At 66.6% G+C, this 21,374-nt stretch carries 10 protein-coding genes; 7 read left to right on the top strand and 3 right to left on the bottom strand.

Annotation, left to right across the window (positions count from 1 at the left end):
- The first annotated feature begins 74 nt into the window (after positions 1–74).
- From F3087_RS37265 to F3087_RS37275, 3 genes are read left to right on the top strand one after another with little or no spacing between them, the layout of a single operon-like run.
- Positions 75–1,130 carry a GSCFA domain-containing protein gene (locus tag F3087_RS37265; protein WP_150406830.1) on the top strand — a complete coding sequence of 352 codons (1,056 nt, stop codon included), beginning with the start codon at positions 75–77 and terminating at the stop codon, positions 1,128–1,130.
- Entirely contained in the window at positions 1,093–1,788 is a 696-nt protein-coding gene (locus F3087_RS37270; RefSeq protein ID WP_191094333.1) for a hypothetical protein, read from the top strand. Before F3087_RS37265 ends, F3087_RS37270 begins: the two co-directional genes overlap by 38 nt.
- Positions 1,789–1,815: 27 nt before the next feature.
- On the top strand, positions 1,816–2,688 hold the full coding sequence (locus F3087_RS37275) for a TauD/TfdA dioxygenase family protein (RefSeq protein WP_150406831.1): 873 nt from the start codon (positions 1,816–1,818) through the stop codon (positions 2,686–2,688).
- On the opposite strand, the gene F3087_RS37280 is transcribed toward F3087_RS37275, so the two are convergent.
- Complete coding sequence (locus F3087_RS37280; protein ID WP_150406832.1) at positions 2,663–3,259, bottom strand: SpcZ; 597 nt, start codon at positions 3,257–3,259, stop codon at positions 2,663–2,665. The two genes, F3087_RS37275 and F3087_RS37280, sit on opposite strands and share 26 nt — an antisense overlap.
- A gap of 382 nt (positions 3,260–3,641) precedes the next feature.
- Between F3087_RS37280 and hppD the strand changes: the two genes are divergently transcribed.
- Genes hppD through F3087_RS37300 form a run of 4 tightly spaced genes read left to right on the top strand, consistent with a single transcriptional unit; the run spans position 3,642 to position 8,942 of the window.
- On the top strand, positions 3,642–4,742 hold the full coding sequence (gene hppD / locus F3087_RS37285; RefSeq protein WP_150406833.1) for a 4-hydroxyphenylpyruvate dioxygenase: 1,101 nt from the start codon (positions 3,642–3,644) through the stop codon (positions 4,740–4,742).
- A complete protein-coding gene (locus tag F3087_RS37290) occupies positions 4,739–5,848 on the top strand; it encodes an alpha-hydroxy acid oxidase (protein WP_150406834.1) in 1,110 nt (369 codons plus the stop codon). The genes hppD and F3087_RS37290 overlap by 4 nt, the downstream gene beginning before the upstream one ends.
- Entirely contained in the window at positions 5,845–7,422 is a 1,578-nt protein-coding gene (locus F3087_RS37295) for an aminotransferase class I/II-fold pyridoxal phosphate-dependent enzyme (protein ID WP_150406835.1), read from the top strand. The genes F3087_RS37290 and F3087_RS37295 overlap by 4 nt, the downstream gene beginning before the upstream one ends.
- On the top strand, positions 7,422–8,942 hold the full coding sequence (locus tag F3087_RS37300) for an AMP-binding protein (RefSeq protein WP_150406836.1): 1,521 nt from the start codon (positions 7,422–7,424) through the stop codon (positions 8,940–8,942). Before F3087_RS37295 ends, F3087_RS37300 begins: the two co-directional genes overlap by 1 nt.
- A 31-nt stretch (positions 8,943–8,973) precedes the next feature.
- On the opposite strand, the gene F3087_RS37305 is transcribed toward F3087_RS37300, so the two are convergent.
- Positions 8,974–9,399, bottom strand: a complete 426-nt coding sequence (locus tag F3087_RS37305) for a hypothetical protein (protein ID WP_150406837.1) — start codon at positions 9,397–9,399, stop codon at positions 8,974–8,976.
- A gap of 8 nt (positions 9,400–9,407) precedes the next feature.
- On the bottom strand, positions 9,408–21,374 hold an 11,967-nt coding region (locus F3087_RS37310), incomplete at its 5' end, for a non-ribosomal peptide synthetase (RefSeq protein ID WP_150406838.1).

Raw genomic sequence — 21,374 nt, forward strand, 5'->3', positions numbered from 1 at the left:
AACTAACGCACGGAGTTCGGATTCGGTGGCTAGCATGGCCGTCCAGCACCAGGTTCGACGACGGCGAGGCTTCGATGACCGAGACAACCGGAAATCCCTATCAGTCGCTGCCGGTGCGCGCATTCTGGCGTCCGGCCGTCGCCGAGCCCGACATATCCGCCATCACGGGGGTGTGGTCGCCGAAATTCGCGCTCGGCCAAGATGATCCGATCATCACCGCAGGCTCCTGTTTCGCGGCCCGGCTCGGGCGGGCCCTGATCGAGCACGGAATGCATTGGTTCGATGCCGAACCCGCCCCCGCGGGACTGACCACCGAGCAGCGCCGAAGCGGCCACTACGGCGAATTCTCCTTCCGCACCGGCACTATCTACACCGCTGCCGTGCTGCGGCAGTGGCTGTCCTGGGCGTTCGGGTATTCGGCGCCGCCCAGGGATGTCTGGCAGGCCGACGGCCGGTTCTACGATCCGTACCGGCCCGCCGTCCAACCGGACGGATACGCCTCGGCGCAGGAAATGCTCGACGCGAGGGCGGTCACCCTGGCGGCGATCCGCGACGCGGTCACGGCGGCCAGTTGCTTCATCATCACCCTGGGGCTGACCGAGACCTGGCGCGACAGTGTCCACGACACCACCTACCCCGCCTGTCCGGGTACCGTGCGCGGCAGCTTCGATCCGCAGCGACATATCTTCCGCAACAACACCTTTACCGAGGTCTACACCGACCTGACCGAGGCGATCGCGCTGGCCCGCACGGCCAATCCGGGGCTGCGGGTACTGCTCACCGTGTCCCCGCAACCGATCACCGCCACCGCGACCGGCCAGCACGTGCTCGTCGCCAACGCCGACACCAAATCCCTGCTGCGCGCGGTCGCCGGGCAGGTAGCGCGGGAAAACCACGACATCGACTACTTCCCCTCCTACGAACTGATCACCAGCCCGCCCTTCCGCAGCATGTTCTACGGGCCGAATCTGCGTGAGGTGACACCGGAGGGCGTCGACTTCGTCATGGGCCATCTGCTGTCCGCCCTCGCCGGCCAGACCGTGGAACCGCAGCTCGCTCGCACCGGCGCACAACTGACGGGAGGAGATGTCTGTGACGACGCCGTCCTCGACTACTACGCCCCGCGCTAGGTTCCTGCTGCTCGGGGATTCCCATGCCGGACCGATCGGCAAGGCCGCCGAGGCGGCCCGAATCCCGTTCCGGGGCGGGCCGATCGGCGCCGGGCGCGAGTTCACCGACGACTTCTTCGCACCCCGCGCCGACGACGTCGTCCTCGGTAAGCCGGAGGCCGAGCAGTACTACCGAAAGTTCCTCGGCGAGTTGGGCATTACAGCGCTGGGCGAGTTGACCGTGCCGTTGGTGACGACGTTCGGCTTCGCCGCGCATTTCGTCGCCACCACGGAGAACTGGGCGTTGTATCGATTGAGCGACAACGCGTTCGAGCCAGGATTCCTGCGCAGTGCGCTGTTCGACGCCATCGTCACGGCCATGGTCCGCGACGCGCTCGCCTTCTACCGGCACACCCGGGCGCTCGGCCTGCGGGTGCTGGCGGTAATGCCGCCGCAGCGGGTGCCGCCGCTGTCCGATCCAGAGGTGTTCCTGGCCGCGCAGGAAACCATCCGCCGCGCGGTCACCGCCCTGGACGTCGAGGTGATCGACCTCCGGGCCCGCATCACTGACGCGAGCGGTTTCCAACGCCGCGAGCTGTGCCAGGCCGACGACGAAATCCACGGCAATACCGCCTGGGGCCGGATCGTGCTGCGCGAGTTGCTCGACCGCGGACTCTGACCCAACCATCGCAATCAGGAGGAATCTGTGCAGCGCTATGAACTAGAGGCCATCGAACGCATTACCACCAGAGCCCCGCGGACCTACCGCACCATCGAGGTCGAGACGCTCACCCCGATCATCGGCGCGCAGATCTCCGGCGTGGATCTGTCCGAAGAGCTGTCGGAAGAACAGCTCACCGAGGTCAAGACCGCGTTCCTCGATCATCACGTGCTGGTCTTCCGCGATCAGGTCATCTCGGCCACCGATCACAAGCGCTTCGCGGGCTACTTCGGCGAGCTGCGGGCGGTGAATCCGCCGCCGCCGGAGGGTGATCCGTACATCCTGGAGATCGCCACCTCCGCCGAGGCGGCGAATGTGGCGGGCAACGGCTGGCATGCCGACGGCACCGACAACCCCGAGCCCGCGCTCGGCTCGATGCTCTACCTGACCCGCGTCCCGGAGACCGTCAGCGGCGGCGACACCATGTTCGCGAACATGCATCTGGCCTACGAGATGCTTTCGCCGGCCATGCGGGAGTTCCTCGACGGGCTCACCGCCATCCACGACGGCCACGTCGCGCTGAAGGATTTCGTCGCACCGCCCGGATATGTCATCCCGCGCAACGAACATCCGCTGGTGGTGCGGCATCCGGAGACCGACCGCAAGGTCCTCTACGTGAATCAGGGCTACACCGAGTCCATCCCGCAGCTCTCCGCCGACGAGAGCCGGGCGGTGCTCGACATGCTGTTCCGGATGGTGCCGGATCGGGCGCTGCTGAGTTGCCGGGTCCGCTGGTACCCGAACACCCTGGTGTTCTGGGACAACCGATGCGTTCAGCACCATGCGACCTACGACTACTACCCGCATACCCGTTACGGGCAGCGAGTGGCGATCAATGGTGGTCCGCTGAAGGGGTGAGCGACTGCGCGAAGCCGTCGGGCAGCTCGGTATCTAGCCGATTCCAGATCGATTGTGCCCGTGCCGCATCGCCTCCGGCACAGGCCAGTACCGCGGCGCGCAGTCGGGCGGACGGGTAGGTCGCCGCGTAGGCGTGCGGGTCTCCGGTCGCGAAGGCGGCCGCCGTTGCCGCGGCATTGGCGGCCGCGTTCGCCTCGGCGTGGACGCGGGCATTGGCGGCGGTGTTCATTTCGGCGTAGGTGTCGCCGAATTGCCTGGCCTCTGCCGCGGTGTAACCGTGCGCCGCGGCATAGGAACTCGCGTCCGTCGCCGCGGCGGCGTACGCCTGGGCATACGGGTAGGCATGCCTATAGATCTGCCGCAACGCGGGCTCGAGGGCGGCGATCCAATCGGTTGCGGCGATCCGATCGCCGGCCGCGGCGCGAGTATGCAACGTCCGCAAGGCTTCCTGTGCCAGCGCCGGCTCACCCCAACGCGCGCACGCCTCGATCAGCATCGGACCGAGCGTGCGGGCGTACAAGTCGTGCACCTCGAAAAGGGTTATCGGTCCGGCGGACTCGTCGATGGTCACTTGTTACCTCCTCGGTACGAGTCGTCGATCATAGTGCTCGATAGCTTTTCGATGTCGTCGCAGGAACCGACACCGAAGTCGCCGGGGCCGGCAATCACAAGAACATCACATGCGCATCACTTTTATTGGGACACATAACATTTCCCCAGCGTAGCGGCGTCGGCTCGGGAATCGGATCGAGCAGCCGAATCCGTTGCGGTCACATAGCATGGGCCGACCAGCTGATCATCTAGGCGTAGCCGCCGACCGTACGGCGTCGCGCTTGTCGAATTCACTTACCTGACCACCGAATTCGTTCACCGAGTCACGAAGGAATCCTCGGTCCGTTCAGCCAAGGGGCCGGCGCCGCGCTGACATCCGCACCACTGCAAGGAGATACGTAATGGACGACACGTTGCCAGCGGCCCTGACCGGGCTGGCGGTAAACCATGTCGAATTCTATGTGGACGATCTCACCGCGCATACCGCGGAACTGGTTGACGGCTACGGCTTTACCGTCGCGGGCGTCACCGATCCGGCCCGCACGAGCGTGGACAGCGGTTCGGTGGCGCTGCGTCAGCGCGATATCACCGTCGTGCTGACCGAGGGCTACAGCAATGACCACCCGGCCACCGACTACGTCGCCGTGCACGGGACCGGTGTCGCCGATATCGCGCTGGTCACCGCCGATGCCCACGCCGCCTTCGAGGCCGCCGTCGAGCGCGGGGCCCGCCCGGTACTCGAGCCGGTCGTGCGGCACGACACCGGCGCGGTGACCGCGACCATCGGCGCGTTCGGAGATGTGCTGCACACCTTTGTCCAGCACGGCCCGGCCACCGCGCATCGCCTGCCCCCGGGCCTGCGCACCGTCCCGCCGCTCGACCGCTCCGAGACGAACACCCGGCTGTCGACCCTGGATCACGTCGCCGTCTGCGTGGAATCCGGCCGGCTCGAGTCGACCGTCGAGTTCTACCGGCAGGTGCTGGGCTTCCGCGCCATCTACGAGGAGCGCGTGGTCATCGGCGAGCAGACGATGTTGTCGACGGTGGTGCAAAACGACTCCGGCACCGTCACTTTGGTGTTCGTCGCACCCGACGGCGCGGACGCACCGGGGCAGGTCAACAACTTCCTGCGCGACCACGGTGGCCCCGGCGTCCAGCATCTCGCCTTCAGCACCGACAACATCCTGACTTCCGTTGCCGCACTGCGTGATCGTGGCGTCGCCTGCCTGCAAACGCCGGCCACGTATTACACGCTCCTGGTCGATCGCCTGGAACCCGACGCCTACACCGTGCCCGAGTTGCAGGCCCTGGACATTCTCGTGGACGAGGATCACGACGGGCAGCTCTTCCAGATCTTCACCCGCTCGACCCACCCGCGCGGCACCTACTTCGCCGAGATCATCCAGCGCCGCGGTGCGCGAACCTTCGGTAGCGGCAACATCAAAGCGTTGTATACGGCCGTCGAACTCGACCACGCGAATCACCGCGCACCGACCCGATGACCGACGTGACCTCGGCCCACTCGATCGCCGGTCTTCGGCGCCTCGCCGAACAGCAACTGCCGACACCGGTGTGGGACTTCATCGACGGCGGCAGCGGCGACGAGGTGACCGTCGCCGCCAATCGAACCGCCTTCGACGCGGTGCAGCTGGTTCCTCGCGTCCTGGTCGACGTGACCCAACCGGACTGCCGCACAACGCTGTTCGGGCGCGAGTCGGCCATGCCGGTCGCCGTGGCGCCGATGGCCTACCAGCGACTGCTGCATCCCGACGGCGAACTTGCCGCCGCGCGCGCCGCCGCGACGGCCGGAATCCCGTTCACCGCAACCATGCTCAGCACCGTCGCGGTGGAGCAGATCGCCGAGACCGGCGTCGATACCTGGTTCCAGCTTTACTGGCTGCGCGATCGCGGCCTGATGCTCGACCTGCTGCATCGCGCCGAATACGCCGGATGTTCGGGCCTGATCCTCACCGTCGACGTCCCGGAGATGGGCCGCCGTCTCCGGGACATTCGCAACGGCTTCGCCCTGCCCGACGGCATTCGAGCGGTCCAACTGCCCGAGGCGACCACCCGCCTCGCGCACGCCGGATCGGCCGACAACTCCGCGGTGGCGGCGCACACCAGTGAACTCTTCGACCCCGGGCTGAACTGGGCGGGCCTGGAATGGCTGCGGTCGAACACCAAGTTGCCGATCATGCTCAAAGGGGTGCTCGACCCGCGCGATGCGGCGCTGGCGGTGCAGCACGGCGTCGAGTCGATCGTCGTGTCCAATCACGGCGGCCGCCAGCTCGACGGCGCGATTCCCAGCATCGACGCGCTGCCGGACATCTGCGCGGCGGTCGGTGATCGATGCAATGTGCTGCTGGACAGCGGGATTCGCAGTGGCACCGACGTGCTCCGGGCACTGGCCATCGGCGCCCGGGCGGTCCTGCTCGGCCGGCCGGTGCTGTGGGGGCTGGGCGTCGCCGGAGAGATCGGGGTCAGCGCGACGCTGTCGATGCTGCGGGCGGAGTTGCACACCGCGATGCGGCTCACCGGATGTCCCGATCTCGCCGCGGCGGCCGCGCTGCGTCATGCGAATCCGCGGAAGGGTGTGCTGTCCCGATGACCGAACTCCGTCTCGACGGCCTGCACCCGGTGCTGACCGATCCCGCGCTGGAGACGATGAACTTCCTCAACGAGGTGGTCAACCGGTTCCCCGATGCCGTGTCCTTCGCGCCCGGGCGCCCGTTCGAGGGGTTGTTCGAGATCGACTCCGTACCACGCTATCTCGACACCTACTGCCGCTATCTGCGGGAGCGGCGTGGGTATTCCGAGGAGCAGATCCGGCGGACGCTGTTCCAGTACGGACGCACCAAAGGGATTGTGCACGAACTGATTGCCGAGCAGCTGCGGCTGGACGAGGGGATCGACGTCGATCCGGAGTCGATCGTCGTCACGGTCGGTTGCCAGGAAGCCATGGTCCTGGTGTTGCGCGCGCTGCGCGGTGACGAGCGGGATGTGGCGTTGGCGGTTGCGCCCACCTATGTCGGATTCACCGGGGCGGCCCGGCTGGTCGATATGCCGGTGCTGCCGGTGGCCGGTGGCGAGCGCGGGGTCGATCTCGCCGATCTGCGCGCTCAGGTGCGGGCGGCGAAGCAGGCCGGGCAGCGACCGCGAGCGCTGTATCTGGTTCCCGATTTCTCCAATCCGAGTGGGATCAGCCTCGATCCGGAGACCCGGCGAGAGTTGCTGGATGCGGCCGAAGGGCTGGATCTGCTTGTGCTGGAAGACAATCCGTACGGGCTGTTCCATGCGACCGACGCTGCGCACGTTCCCACGCTCAAAGCGCTGGATACGCGGAACCGGGTCGTCTATCTCGGATCGTTTGCGAAGACCGGTCTGCCCGGCGCCCGGGTGGGGTACGTCGTCGCGGACCAGCCGGTCACCGCCGGCGGGCAGTCCGTGGGATTGCTCGCCGATCAACTGGCCAAGATCAAGAGCATGCTGACGGTGAACACCTCACCGATCGCGCAGGCGGTCATCGGCGGCAAACTGCTGGAGAACGATGGCAGCATGGTTCGGGCGAATGCCGCGGAGATCAAGCTGTACCGCCGCAACTTGCATCACCTGCTGGACGGATTGACCGCCAGATTCGCCGGTTCCCAGGTGCGCTGGAACATTCCGCAGGGTGGCTTCTTCGTCGTCGTGGACGTCGGATTTCCGGTCGACGACGAACTGCTCGAACGGTCCGCCGAACACTACGGGGTGCTGTGGACGCCTATGTGCCACTTCTTCGCTCGCGATGTGGCCCTGAACCAGTTGCGGTTGTCCTGTAGCTCGCTCACCACCCAGCAGATCGATATCGGTCTGGACCGGCTGGCGGCCCTGGTGCACGACCAGACCTCGAAACTCGCTGTACCCGATCGAAAGGATCCCCCCATGTCTTCGCCGAATGAACTGGCTACGGAAAGCCGTGTGCGAAAGATAATGTCCGAGGTCCTGGAGATCGCCGATACGCAGATCGACAAGGGCGCGGACCTGTACGACGATCTGGCCGCCAACTCGCTCGACAAAGCGGAAATCCTGGCTCGGCTCGAGAAGGAGTTCGACATCCAGCTCGATCCGGAGCAGTCGGCCGCCATTATGAGCCTCGGTGATGCGACTCGCGTCGTGAGTTCGTTCGACGGGAAGCGGTCGTGATGCCGGAAACGATAGATCTGGTCGAATCGTTCGTCGGTAAGCATGTGGTCGCCGGGCACGGGGATCGGATTTCCTACATCGACGCCGATCTCGGCAAGGTGAGCTATCAGCAGCTCTATCACGCGGCCGGACTGTTCGCCGCTCGGCTGGCGGCGAGGGGCATCCGTTCCGGGTCGCGGTGCCTCGTGGTCGCCGATGATTCCGCGACGGCGGTCACCGCGATCATCGGATTGTGGTGGTACGGCTGCATTCCCGTGCCGGTCAGCCCGTACCTGACCGAGAAGGAAATCGGGTTCATCGCCGAGGACAGTTCTGCGGCATTTGTCTACTTGGATGTGCCGTCGGGAAAGCGAACGAGTCTCGCTGCCTTACTGTCCGGGCTCGAACAGTTCGACAGTGCGCTCGTGGTGGATGACCTCGCGAGTGCGGCCGCGGGACAGGTCGGTGAACTGCTTGCCTGTGCGCGGTCGTCCGGCAGGCAAGAAGCATTGGTGCAATACACCTCGGGGAGTACCGGTCTCGCGAAAGGCGTGCTGCATTCCGCCGCGGCGCTGTTGGAGGTGTCGGCCGGGTTCGGGCAAATTCTCGCCCTCGATCCTTCGGACACCGTTTTGTCCACGGCCAAGCTGTCATTCGGGTACGGCTTCGGGAATTCCGTGCTGCTTCCGTTGACCGCGGGTGCGTGCACGGTCCTGTTGCGCGGCGGTATCGACGCCTATGTCGTCGCGAGCGCGATCCGCACCCACCAGCCCACCGTCCTGTGCTCGGTGCCGCGCATCTATGCGGCACTCCCCCGCATCTTCAGCGCTGGCGAGACGAGTAATCACGCTCTGCGGCTTGCCATTACGGCCGGCGAACGTTGCCCGGCGGAGCTGATCGAGGCAACCGAGCTGCTACTAGGAGTCCCCGTGCTCAACGGCCTCGGCGCGACCGAAGCCCTGCACATCGTGATCGCCACCACCGACCGCTCCGAACCCGGAGCAACGGGCTGCGCGGTTCCCGGCGCGGTCGCCACGGTCCGCGGCGATGACGGTCAGGTGCTCCCGGACGATACCGAGGGCAGATTGCACATAGCGGGCCCCACCGTCGCCGCCGGCTACCTCAATCGACCGGACGCCGAACGGCGAACCTTCGCCGACGGCGGCGTCTACACCGGCGATATCGCCCAGATATCCAGCGAAGGCTCGATCCGATACCTGGCCCGAACCGACGACATGCTCAACCTCGGCGGCCACAAGGTCGCCCCCGGCGAAATAGAAACCGTCATCCAAGCCGTCCCCGGCGTCGCCGACTGCGCCGTAATCGCCGCCCACAACGCCGACGGACTAGACGAAGCAGTCGCCTACGTAGTACCCGCCGCCCCCGACTCCCCCACCCTCCGCAGCGCCGTAATGTCCGCCCTGCGCACCGACCTCGCCCCTTTCAAGCGCCCCAACAGAATCGAAATAGTCGAATCCCTCCCCACCACCTCAACCGGCAAACTAGCCCGCTTCCAACTCCGCACACTGGCCGCCAACTGATTCCCCCGAACCCACCACGGCCGAAGGTCAATCATTCAGAGGCAACAACGAGCCTCGACAGAACTCCCTCAGGATCACTGAGATACACATAACCTTCGCGGTTCTCGAACATCGCCATCAACTCGGCCAAGCTATCCCGCTCGGCCGGGCTAATCGCGATCCGCCGCTTAACCAGGCTCGCACACAGCCCATCAACCAACTCCCCCCACTCCCCGACATCGCTATACGTCCGATACTGGGCAAGCGTTTCCGGCCCCAGCCGATCCGCCAGCCGGTCCAACAGACTTCGCGACCCCTCGTTCAACCGCGTGAGCCGATCGATCTGCTCCTGCGTCCGGACCGGCCTATCGCGTGCCCTGCGGCGGCGCTCACTGGACTCCATATTCTCCCTCGCCATCGGTTGATTGGGCGGTTCGATCAGCGGCGAAGGTCGTGGATCGCCGCTGATCGGTCGCATCTCACCTGTCACATCTTCTTATCGCGTTCTCGGAGCAGCGTGTTCAGGGTGGGGCCGATTTGGGCGGCGCCTTCTGGGTTCATCATGCCGGTGTGCCATTCGTCGATCGGGTATTCGTGGATGGGGCCGGTGATGTGGTTTTGCCAGGTTGCGGCGAGCTGGTCTCGGTAGGGCTCGCGGGTGGCTATGAAAAGGGCGGCGGGGCCGGTGTAGTGGGGTGGGGTGTGGGGGACGGGGGTCATGAAGCTTTCGGTTACTCGTTCTATTTGCTGGGGGGTGAGGATGCCTTCGCTGGTGAGGCGTTCGGCGAGGAGGGGGAACAGTTCGGTTGGGTCGTCGATTTGCTGGTCGTCGGGCAGGCCGAGGAAATCTCGCCAGCCGCGGAGGAATTCGGCGAGTGCCCGGCGGTCATCGTCGGGGGCGGATTCGGGGAGGTGTTCGAGGTTTTCCGCGATGCCGGTGTCGACGAGGGCGAGGAGTCCGGTCGGGTGGCCGAGTTGTTGCAGTCGGGCGGCCATGGCGTGGGCGATCTTTCCGCCGAGCGACCAGCCGAGCAGGTGAATGGTGTTGTTGGGGAAGGCTTTCCGGATCTCCTCGACGTAGCGCTCGGCGTAGGCGTCCACCGACGCCAGCCGCGGTCCGTCTTCGACGATGTAGGGGTCCTGCAAACCGTAGACAGGGCGATCCGGGTCCAAGTGGCCTGCGAGTGCGCCATAGACCCACGCGAGGCCGCCGCCCGGATGGACGCAGAACAGCGGGGCTTTATCGCCCGCCGAACGCAGGGGTGACAGGACGCCGAGGGACACGCCCAGCTCGGATGGCTTCTCCAGGTATCTCGCGAGTGACGCCGGTGTCGAGTCGGCGAACAGCAGTCGATAGGGAACTGCCGTCCCGGTGCGGGTACGGAGGTGGGACACCAACTTCATTGCGACGACCGAGGTTCCGCCCAACGTGAAGAAGTCATCGTCGACACCTACCCGCTCTACTCCCAGCACCTCCGCGAACACCGCGACCACGATTTCCTCGAGCGGAGTCGAGGGCGCTCGATAGGTCGTGACCGCCCGCTCCGGGGCAGGAAGCGCACGGCGATCAACCTTTCCGTTCACGGTCAGCGGCAACGCATCGAGTACGGTGACGGTGTCGGGAACCATGTACGACGGCAACCGTTGCGCCACCGTCTGCCGGATAGCTGCCGAATCGAGGCCGCACGACGGCGCGGCGGTGACATAGGCGGCCAATCGCGAACCGCGGGCCGACCCGAGGTCGTGGACGGTAACTACCGCCTGCTGCACCTCGGCCAAACCTGCCAGCGCCGTTTCGATTTCGCCGAGCTCCAGGCGCTGGCCGCGAATCTTGACCTGGAAATCGTTGCGGCCCAAGAACATCAGCGCACCATCGGCCGTCCACCGCACCAGATCTCCGGTGCGGTACATCCGCGCGCCCGGCGCTCCGAAGGGATCGGCCACGAAGGTCGTCGCGGACAATCCCATCCGGTTCAGATATCCGCGCGCCACACCGGCGCCGGCCGCGTACAACTCGCCGACCGTCCCCGCCGGTACCGGCCGCAGCGATGAATCCAGCACCACCAACCGCACTCCGGGAATCGGACCACCCACCGACACCGGATCACCGACGTCCAATTGCGTACCGGTCATCCAGATCGTGCACTCACTCGGCCCGTACAGGTTGTGCAGCTTGCGGACACCGGCGGCGTCCGTGCCCGACCATCGGCGCACCAACTCCGGCGGACAGGCCTCGGCCCCGGTGAGGACCACTCGCAGGTCATCCAGCCCGTCTGGATCGATCGAAAGGCCGACCGCCGGCGACAGGAATGCGTGTGTGATGCGCTCACCACGGATCAACTCCGCCAACGGTTCCCCGGCGAAGACATAGTCCGGAGCGACGACCAAGACCGCGCCAGCTGGTACCGCCAGCAGCAGCTCCAACATTGCGGCGTCGAAAGTGCGCGCAGCAACTGCCAGTACACGCGAGTCGTGAGTCAGCTGATGTCGCGAACGCTGGACAGCGGCAACGGCTGCCAACCCGGCATGGGTAACTGCCACTCCCTTCGGCGTACCGGTCGACCCTGAGGTGTAGACGACGTAGGCGGTGTTGACTGGCCGTACCGTCCCACCTCTGTCGCTGTCGTTGACCGGTGTTGCGCTGTAACGGGAAAGGTCGACCCGATCTAGGTCGATCACCGAGATCCCGGCACCGTCCATCCGGTCGCGATCCGAATCGGTTCCCCACGACACGATTTCACCACTGGTGAGCACGATGCCAGCAGCGCAATCGGCGAGAATGAACCGATTACGCTCGACAGGATGCGCGGGATCGATGGACACGAACGCAGCACCGGTCTTGGCAACCGCCCACACCGCGCGCACCCACTCCGCTGACCGTGGAATCGCTATCGCAACAACGGATTCCGGCCCGGCACCCGACACGATCAGCAGTCGCGCACAGCGATTCGACCACTCATCCAGTTCCCGATAGGTCCACGCGCGACCGGATTCTACGACCGCCGGCCGGTCCCCGTGCTCGGCGGCGGTTCGACCCAGCATCTCGGCCAAAACAGCCTGCTCCGGGCCCACCCCACCATCACCCCACTCCGACAACAACAGTCGTTCGCCCGAATCGAGCACCTCGATATCCCGCAATCCCATCGCATCATCGGCAACCACCGCGCCGATGACGCGCTGCAACCGCCGGCTCATCGCGGCGATCGTCCCCTGATCGAAAAGATCGAGGGCATAGCTCACCCCGACCAGCAGGCCGCCATCCGCGTCCGGCGTATCGGACACCGTGACGGTGAGATCGAATCGTTCCACCCCGCTGCCGAGATCCATTGGCGTGCAACGAATCCCTGGCAACAGCGCGTCCGAAGGAACGAGGTCGAGGTTCTGGAACGCCAGCATCACCTGGAACAGCGGATGATGCGCCTGGGTCCGGGGCGGATCGACCACTTCCACCACGCGCTCGAACGGAATATCGGCGTGCGCGAACGCTTCCAGATCGACCCGGCGGCACTCGTCCAGCAGATCACCGAACGAGGCGGCGTCATCGACCCGGGTACGCAACACCAAGGTGTTGACGAACATGCCGACCAGCCCGTCCAACGCCGCGGCACCGCGCCCCGCGATCGGCGTACCGACCGCGATATCGCCGCTCCCCGACAGCCGCGACAGCACCACCGCCAGCGCCGCATGCATCACCATGAACACGGTCGCGTGGTGTGCGCGCGCGATTCGATGCAGCCCGGCCGCCGTATCCGCTTCTACCGCAAACGAATACGTGCCGCCGCGATGCGAGGCCACCGCGGGCCGCGTCCGGTCGGCAGGCAACTCCAGCCGATCCGGCAAGCCAGCCAACTGCCCGGTCCAATACCCGGCCTGCCGCGCCGACACGCTCTCCGGGTCGGCCTCCGACCCCAGAACCGCACGCTGCCACAGCGCGTAGTCGGCATACTGCACCGGCAACGGAATCCAATCCGGGAACCGCCCCGCCCGCCGCGCCGAATACGCCAGCGACAGATCCTGTGCCAACGGTGCCAAGGACCAACCGTCCGCCGCGATGTGATGCAGGACCAGCACCAGGATGTACTCGCCGGAACCGTTGTCCAGCAATGTAACCCGCAACGGCGGCACCGTCGACAGATCGAACCCACGCCGCACGAGCGGCAGCACCGCATGCTCCACCCCGGCCGCGTCGACGGTCCGCACCTCGACCGTGGCGGTCGCCTCGGCCACCGGCACGATCCGCTGGTAGGGACTCCCGTCCCGGTCCGGGAAGACCGTGCGCAGCGTCTCGTGCCGCGCTACCAGATCACCGATGGCAGCGGTCATCGCCTCGATATCCAACTCGCCGGTCAACCGCAGCACGAGGGGGATGTTGTAGGCCGGCGAGTCCGGTTCGAGCCGGTTGATGAACCACATCCGCCACTGCGCGAACGACAGTGGCAGATACTCGGGCCGGTCGCGAACCACAAGCTTCGACCGCACCGGGTCGTCGCCGGCGTCCGAGCGCTCGGCGAGCACCCGCGCCAGCTGGGCCGCGGAGGGCGCGTCGAACACATCCCGCACGCCCACCTCGGTGCCGGCCACCGCGGATACCCGGGACGCCACCCGCGTCGCCGACAGCGAATGCCCGCCCAGTGCGAAGAAATCGTCGTCGACGCCGACCCGGTCCACGCCGAGCACCTCGGCGAACACCGAAACCACCATCTCCTCGAACGGCGTCGAGGCAGCCCGATACGGCACTGCCACCCGGTCCGGAGCGGGCAACGCGCGCCGATCCACTTTGCCGGTCGAGGTCAGCGGCAGTTCTGCCAGCACGGTGACGGTGTCGGGGACCATGAACGACGGCAGTCGTTGCGCAATGGCATGCCGGACCGCCACGGGGTCGGGCACCTGTCCGGGTGCCGGGGTGACGTAGGCAGCCAATCGCACTGTCCCGCTCGACTCCGGGCCGGTATGCGTGACGACCACCGCGTCCCGAACCTCGTCCAGCTGCGTCAATGCGGTTTCGATCTCGCCGAGTTCGAGGCGCTGGGCCCGAATCTTGACCTGGCGATCGGCGCGACCGGCGAACATCAACGCCGGACGCTCACCCTTGGTCCACCGGACCAGATCTCCTGTGCGATACATCCTCGACCCGGCAGGCCCGAACGGATCGGCCACGAACGAACCGGCCGTCAACCCCGCCCGGTCGAGGTATCCGCGCGCCACACCCGGACCGGCGGTGTACAACTCCCCCACCACGCCTGCCGGTACCGGACGCAGCCATGCGTCCAACACCGCCACACGGACTCCGGAAATCGGCCCGCCCAACGAAACCGGTTCGTCCACAAGCAGTTCGGTCGCGGTCACCCAGATCGTGGCCTCGCTCGGCCCGTACAAGTTGTGCAAGCTACGAGCTCCGGCGGCATCGGTGCCGGACCATTGCCGCACCAGCGCCGCCGGGCACGCTTCCCCGGCGACCATCAACACGCGCAGATCATTCAGCTGCGCCGCATCCAACGTGGCCGCCACTGCCGGAGTCAGACACGCATGCGTGACACTCTCGGCCTGCATCAACTCTGTCAGCAGCGCTCCGGCGAAAACATCCCTGTCGGCGACGATCAACGCCGCACCGACCGACACAACCGCCAGCAATTCGAACACGGCCGCATCGAATGTTCGTGCGGCGACGACCAATACGCGGGAATCCACATCGAGACCGAACTGCTGACACTGCGCCGTAGTGACGGCGGCCAGCCCGTCATGGGTGACGGTGACACCCTTCGGCTTACCGGTCGTCCCCGAGGTGTACACGATGTAGGCGGTATTGCTCGGCCGCACGGCACCGCGACGATCGCCATCGGTCAGCGGCGCGTCGCTGTACTCGCGCAGATCGAGCCGATCCGGATCGATCACCGAAATCCCGGCTTCGTTCAACTCCGCCGTACCCAATCCAGTTGTGCCGTCCGAGTTTCCGCTGTCGGCAAGCACTACCGTCGCAGCGACGTCGGTGAGGACGAACCGGTTCCGTTCCCACAGGTGGGTCGGATCCACGGACACGAAGGCGGCACCGGTCTTCGCCACCGCCCATACCACCCGCACCCAATCCGCCGAGCGCGGAAGCGCAATCGCTACAACTGTTTCCGGACCTGCACCCCGCTCGATCAGCATCCGTGCGCACCGGTTCGACCAACGATCCAGTTCCCGATAGGTCAGCCGACGGTTCGCATCGACGACCGCGAGCCGATCCGGGAACTCCGCAGCCACTCGGGAGAGCATCGAGTTCAGCGTGATCGGAGGCGGTGCTACGCCCCCATCACCCCACTCCCGCAACAACTTCCGCTCACCCGAATCGAGCACATCCAACTCACGCAATCCGATCGCGGGATCCGCCACCGCAGCGAGCAGGATTCGCTTCAGCCGACAAGCCATCTCCGCGACCGTCGACCGATCGAACAGCTCAGAGGCATAACCGATGACGACCGGGATATCGCCGTTCGAGTCCGGAAGGTCGGCGACGGTGATGGACAGATCGAATCGTTCGACACTGGCACCGAGATTCATCGGCGTGACCCGAATCCCCGGCAGTTGCGCGGAGTCCGGATCCAGGTCGAGATTCTGGAAGGCCAGCATCACCTGGAACAGCGGATGGTGCGCCTGGGTCCGCGGCAGATCGATGGACTCCACCACGCGCTCGAACGGGATATCGGCGTTGGCGAAGGCATCGAGATCCACCTGCCGGACCTGTCCGAGCAGATCGATGAACGAACCGGCCTCGTCGATCCGCGTCCGCAACACCAGCGTGTTGACGAACATGCCGACCAATTCGTCCAAGGCCGCCGCACCACGTCCCGCGATCGGCGTGCCGACCGCGATGTCACCGGCGCCGGACAACCGCGACAGCAACAGTGCCACGGCCGAGTGGACGACCATGAACACCGTCGCCCCAACGGCATTCGCCAACTCACCTATGCGCGCGAACAATCCCGCGTCCAGCACGAACGAATAGCTGTCGCCGGCTTGCGAGGCGACCATCGGCCGTGGCCGATCGGCAGGCAGCTCCAGCCGATCCGGCAGGCCCACCAAATGCGTTGTCCAATAGTCGAGCTGACGCATGAGCGTCGACTCCGGATCGGACTCCGCACCCAAGGTCGCACGCTGCCACAGCGTGTAGTCCGCGTACTGCACCGGCAACGGAACCCATTCCGGCGCCCGCCCCGACCGGCGCGCCGCGTACGCCGTCGACAAGTCCCGTGCGAGCGGCGCGATGGACCACCCGTCGGCGGCGATGTGATGAATCACCACCGTCAACACGAATTCACCGGAACCGCCGTCCAGCAATGTCACTCGCAGCGGAAGGTCGGTCGCCAGGTCGAACGCCTGCCGGGTCGACTCGATCACGGCAGCGTCGAGCTGAGCCGGATCCACCGACCGCACATCGACACTTACCGTGGCCCGGTCCGCGGCCAGCACCTGCTGGAACGGTGTCCCGTCTTCGTCGGGGAAGACCGTGCGCAAGCTCTCGTGCCGTGCCACCACATCGCCGATCGCGGCGACCAAGGCCTCGGTATCCAGCTCGCCGGTCAACCGCAACACCAGCGGAATCGTGTACGCCGCTGCCGCACCGTGGAATTGGTTGATGAACCACATGCGCAGCTGCGCGAACGACAACGGCACCCGCTCCGGCCGCTCCTGGACAACCAATGCCGGCTGCGTCGAGCCATCGTTACCGGCATCCAGCACCCGCGCCAACCGCGCGGGCGTCGGCGCCTCGAACACATCACGCACCCCGATACGGACACCCACCACCGCGGACACCCGCGACGTCACGCGCATCGCCGACAGCGAATGCCCGCCCAGCGCAAAGAAATCGTCGTCCGCGCCGACCCGTTCGACCCCGAGCAACTCGGCGAACACGTCCGCCACCGCCTGCTCGGTCGGCGTCGACGGCGCGCGATATGCCCGGGTGACCTGTTCCGGCTCCGGCAAGGCCGCGCGATCCAATTTGCCGCTGACGGTCAACGGCAGCTCGGACAGGACCGAGCACGCATCGGGAACCATGTGCGCGGGCAATCGATGCCGAGCGGCAGCCAGTACCTGCTGCGGATCGAGATCAGCGCCGACGAGATAACCGATGAGCCGATCGGATTTCGAGTGATGCACCACCACGGCTCGCGTCACCCCGGCCTGTTCGGCGAGCACCGCCTCGATCTCACCCAGCTCGACCCGCTGGCCGCGAACCTTCACCTGGAAATCGTTGCGTCCCAAGAACTCCAGGTCGCCGCGCTCGTTCCAACAGACCAGGTCGCCGGTGCGATACAGACGGGAACCGCTGAGCCCGAACGGATTCGCGACGAAGGACGCGGCCGTCAGCTCCGGCCGGTTCGAGTAGCCGCGCGCCTGCTGGATGCCGCCGAGATACAGCTCACCACGCACACCGACCGGCACCGGACGTAACCGCGCGTCCAGGACGACGGCCTCGACGCCACGGATGGGCCCGCCGAGCGTCACCGGCGCGGCAGGTTCCATCGCCTCGCTGATCGTGGTGACGATGACCGTCTCGGTCGGCCCGTACGCGACGTACAGTTCCCGATCCGGCGCCCAGGCCGCCACCAGCTCCGCGGGTACCCGCTCGCCACCGGTGACGAGCACCCGCAGCGATTCCAGCCCGGCAGGCGACATGGTCGCCAGCACGCTCGTGGTCACGAAGGCATGCGAAACCCGCTGCTGCCGAATAATTTCCGCGAGCGACGCACCGCCGAAGACGTCCGGCGGCGAAACCACCAGCGCGGCCCCGTTCGGGTGCGCCATCAGCAGTTCCATCATCACCGCGTCGAAGCCCGGCGCGGAGACCGCCAGTATCCGGGAATCGGTGCCCACGCGGTAACGCTCGCGCTGCTCGGCAGTGAAGTTCGCCAAGCCGGCATGGGAGACCACAACACCCTTCGGGGTGCCGGTCGACCCGGAGGTATAGATCACGTAAGCGGTGTGGTCCGGCCGCAGCGGGCGGACCCGGACCGTGTCGGTGACCGCGGTCGTGGAGAATTCGCCAAGGCGCGCAGGCAGATCCGGCCCGTCGAGCATCAGCCGCTCGATGGTGCCTGGCACGGTGCCCACGGTGTCTTCCACCGACAGGGCAAGGCACACAGCGGAATCCGTGATCATGCCGGCCACCCGATCCGCCGGATGGCGCGGGTCGATCGGTACGAAGGCCGCACCGGCTTTGGTCACCGCCCACAACCCGACGAGGAACTCGGCACCCCGGGGCATCGCCAGCGCGACCGCGTCGCCCGGCCCGATGCCGCGGCTGATCAGCAACCGCGCCAACTGGTTCGAATAACTGTCCAGCTCGGCGAAACTCAGCGTCAGCGCACCCGACACCACCGCGAGGCCCGCCGGATCGATGGCGGCTCCTTCGACGAGCAGGTCCGCCAGCGGTCGCGGCGACTCTGCCGCAAGGCCTCGCACCGGCACCAGTCGTACCCGCTCGGCCGAGGACAACAGGTCGATCGACTCTGCCGGCACCGACGGATCGGTGGTGATCGCCTCCAGCACGCGGGCGAGCCGATCTGCACAGTTCTGCACCCACTCGTGCGCGAATACGCCTGGCTGGTACTGCAACTGAGCCCGGAACGGTTCTCCCTTCACCACCACCAGTGCGAGGGGATAGTGCGCGGAGTCGTTCGAGCGCAGTTCCTCGACGCTCATGCCACCGATCGCGGCAGCCTGGGCCGCCAGCGCAGCCTCGTCGACGGGATAGGACTCGAATACCAGAACCGTGTCGAACATGGCCGAAACATCCAGTGCGGCATGGATATCGGACAGTCCGATGTGGTGATGTCCCAACAAGCCGGACTGTTCGGCCTGAACCCGGTTCAGCACCGCGGCGATCGGCTCGCCGGAGTTGTGCCGGACCCGCACCGGGATGGTGTTGATGAACAGTCCCACGGCGGACTCGATGCCGGGCAGATCCGCGGGGCGCCCGGACACCGTCGCGCCGAATACGACGTCGTCGCGCCCGGTCAGATACCCGACGACGATCGCCCACGCGACCTGGAAAAGGGTGTTCACCGTGACCCCGGCGGATGACGCCGCACTGACCAACCGATCGGAAAGCCCGTGCTCGAATTTTATTGCGACGGAGCTCATTCGATCTGCCGCGCCCTGAGCCCCAGCGTGCGGAGCCAGCACGGTCGCCTCCGCGCCGTCGAGCGCGTGCCGCCATACCCGCAGCGACTCCGCCGGATCCTGGCGGCTCAACCAGTCGAGGTAGGACCGATACGAGCCCGCCGGTTCCGCGATCGCCGCGTTCGGCGCCGCATACACCGCCAGCAGGGTTTGCAGCAGCGACGGCATCGACCAGCCGTCGAACAGCACGTGGTGATACGACAGCAGCAGCGTGAACCTGCCTTCGGCCACCGTGATCAGGGTGCAGCGCATCAGCGGCGCCGTTTCGATGTCGAACGGCTCGGCCTTGTCCCGCGCCAGCACCTCCGCCAGCGCGGATTCGGGCTCCGCACGCAGATCGACCGCACGCCACGGCAGCACCACGTCGTCGGCGACGATCTGCACGCCTTCGCCCTCGGCGGTGGCATCGAACGCCACCCGCAGATTCGGATACCGCTCCAGCAGGAACCCGGCGGCATGGCGCAGGCGTCCGGCGTCCACTGCTCCGGTCAGGGTGATGGCGAGCTGCACCGCGTAGACGTCGACCATGGACTCGGCCAGCCGGGCGTGGAACAGCAGCCCGGTCTGCAACGGCGACAACGGCCATACGTCGACCAGGCTCGGGTAGCGCGCCTCCCAGGTCGTGATGTCGGATTGGGTTGCGCGTACCAACGAGAAGTCGGAGGGCGTGTGTCCGCCGGAGTGCGGTTGCCGAATCCGGGCGGCGACGGCATGCAGCGCGTCGACCCAGAACCGGGCCAGCTCATCGACTTCCGCTTCGTCGAGCACGTCTTCGCGGTAGCCGAAGGTGGCCGACAAGCGCCCGTCGGTTACGGCCGCCGTGATGTCGACGACCGCCGTCGCCATCATATGCAGGTCCTCGTCGGCGATCGGCGCGCCGAGTTCGTCGGTGACAGCGAACGCGGATGTGGTTGTCCCGGTAGATGATCGGTTCGGCGACAGTTGGCCGAGGTAGTTGAAGGCGATCTGCGCGGGCAGCCCGGCAGGCAAGGCCGGCGCGGTCTCCGGGTTGAGGTAGCGCAGCAGTCCGTAGCCGATGCCGTGGTCGGGGATCGCGCGCAGACGCTCCTTCGTGCTCTTGACCGCCGTCTCGATCGCCGGTCCACCGGCGTAGGCATCCTCGAGATCGATTCCGGCCAACGGGATTCGAACCGGATACACGGTGGTGAACCAGCCGACCGTCGCGGTCAGGTCGGCACCCGGGAGGGCCTGTTCTTCGCGTCCGTGCCCTTCCAGCCGCAACAGCGTCGATGACTCCGGCACTCCCCTACCGGCCCGCCAGCGCATCACGGCCAAGGCCAGCGCCGCAACCAGTGCGTCTTGTACGTCACCGTGGAATGCTGCCGGCACCCGAGTCAGCAATGCCTCCGTGATGTCCGGCGAAATCTGTACTCGCCGTGCACGTATCGCGCCTGTGGCTTCGCGGACCGGCGAACCGAGCACTGGGTCCGGCCCGTCGACGATCTGCTGCCACAGCGGCAATTCCGCGACCCGCTGCGGCGATCGTGCCGCCTCGACCATGCCGTGGGCCCACCGTCGCATCGAGGTTCCCACCGGAGGCATCGCCACCACACCACCGGCGCGGTACTGCTGCCACGCCGACATCAGGTCGGGCAGCAGGATGCGCCACGAAACACCGTCCACCACAAGGTGATGCGCGATGACGATCAACTGACCGGCTTGCGCCGCATCCGCGGGAGCGAACCAGAGCACCTGCAAGACAACGCCGTTGGCCGGATCCAGTCGACCCAGCGCGGCATCGACCTCCGCCGTCACGCGGCGATGGCGTTGCTCCGGAGCGATATCCGGGGCCAGCACGATCGGATGCACCAGCGACTCGACGTCTATCAGCCCGCTCGGCCGCGTCTCCAGCTGCCAGTCCCGGCCGTCGTGCCACAGCCGGGCCCGCAACATGTCGTGCCGGTCGATCAACGCGGTCACGATCGCCGTCAAGCCGGCCCGATCCAACCCGACCGGCGCGGTGAGCACCAGGGTCTGATTGAAACGCTCGAATTCGCCTCGCTCCACCATCCATCGGGCGATCGCGGTCAGCGGCAGCGCACCGACGCCAGCGCCGGGCAGCTCCGCCAGAACCGCTGCGGGCGCGACGGATTCGGCGACGCGCGCCAGCGCGGCGACCGTCCGGGCCTCGAACACCTGCCGTGGTGTGAACACCACCCCGCGGTCCTTCGCGCGGGCGACCAACTGGATCGAGACGATGCTGTCGCCGCCCAGGGCGAAGAAGTCGTCGTCGGCACCCACCTGGTCGAGCCCGAGGACCTGCGCGAA

It is taken from the genome of Nocardia colli (genome assembly GCF_008704205.1).
Lineage (GTDB): Bacteria > Actinomycetota > Actinomycetes > Mycobacteriales > Mycobacteriaceae > Nocardia > Nocardia colli.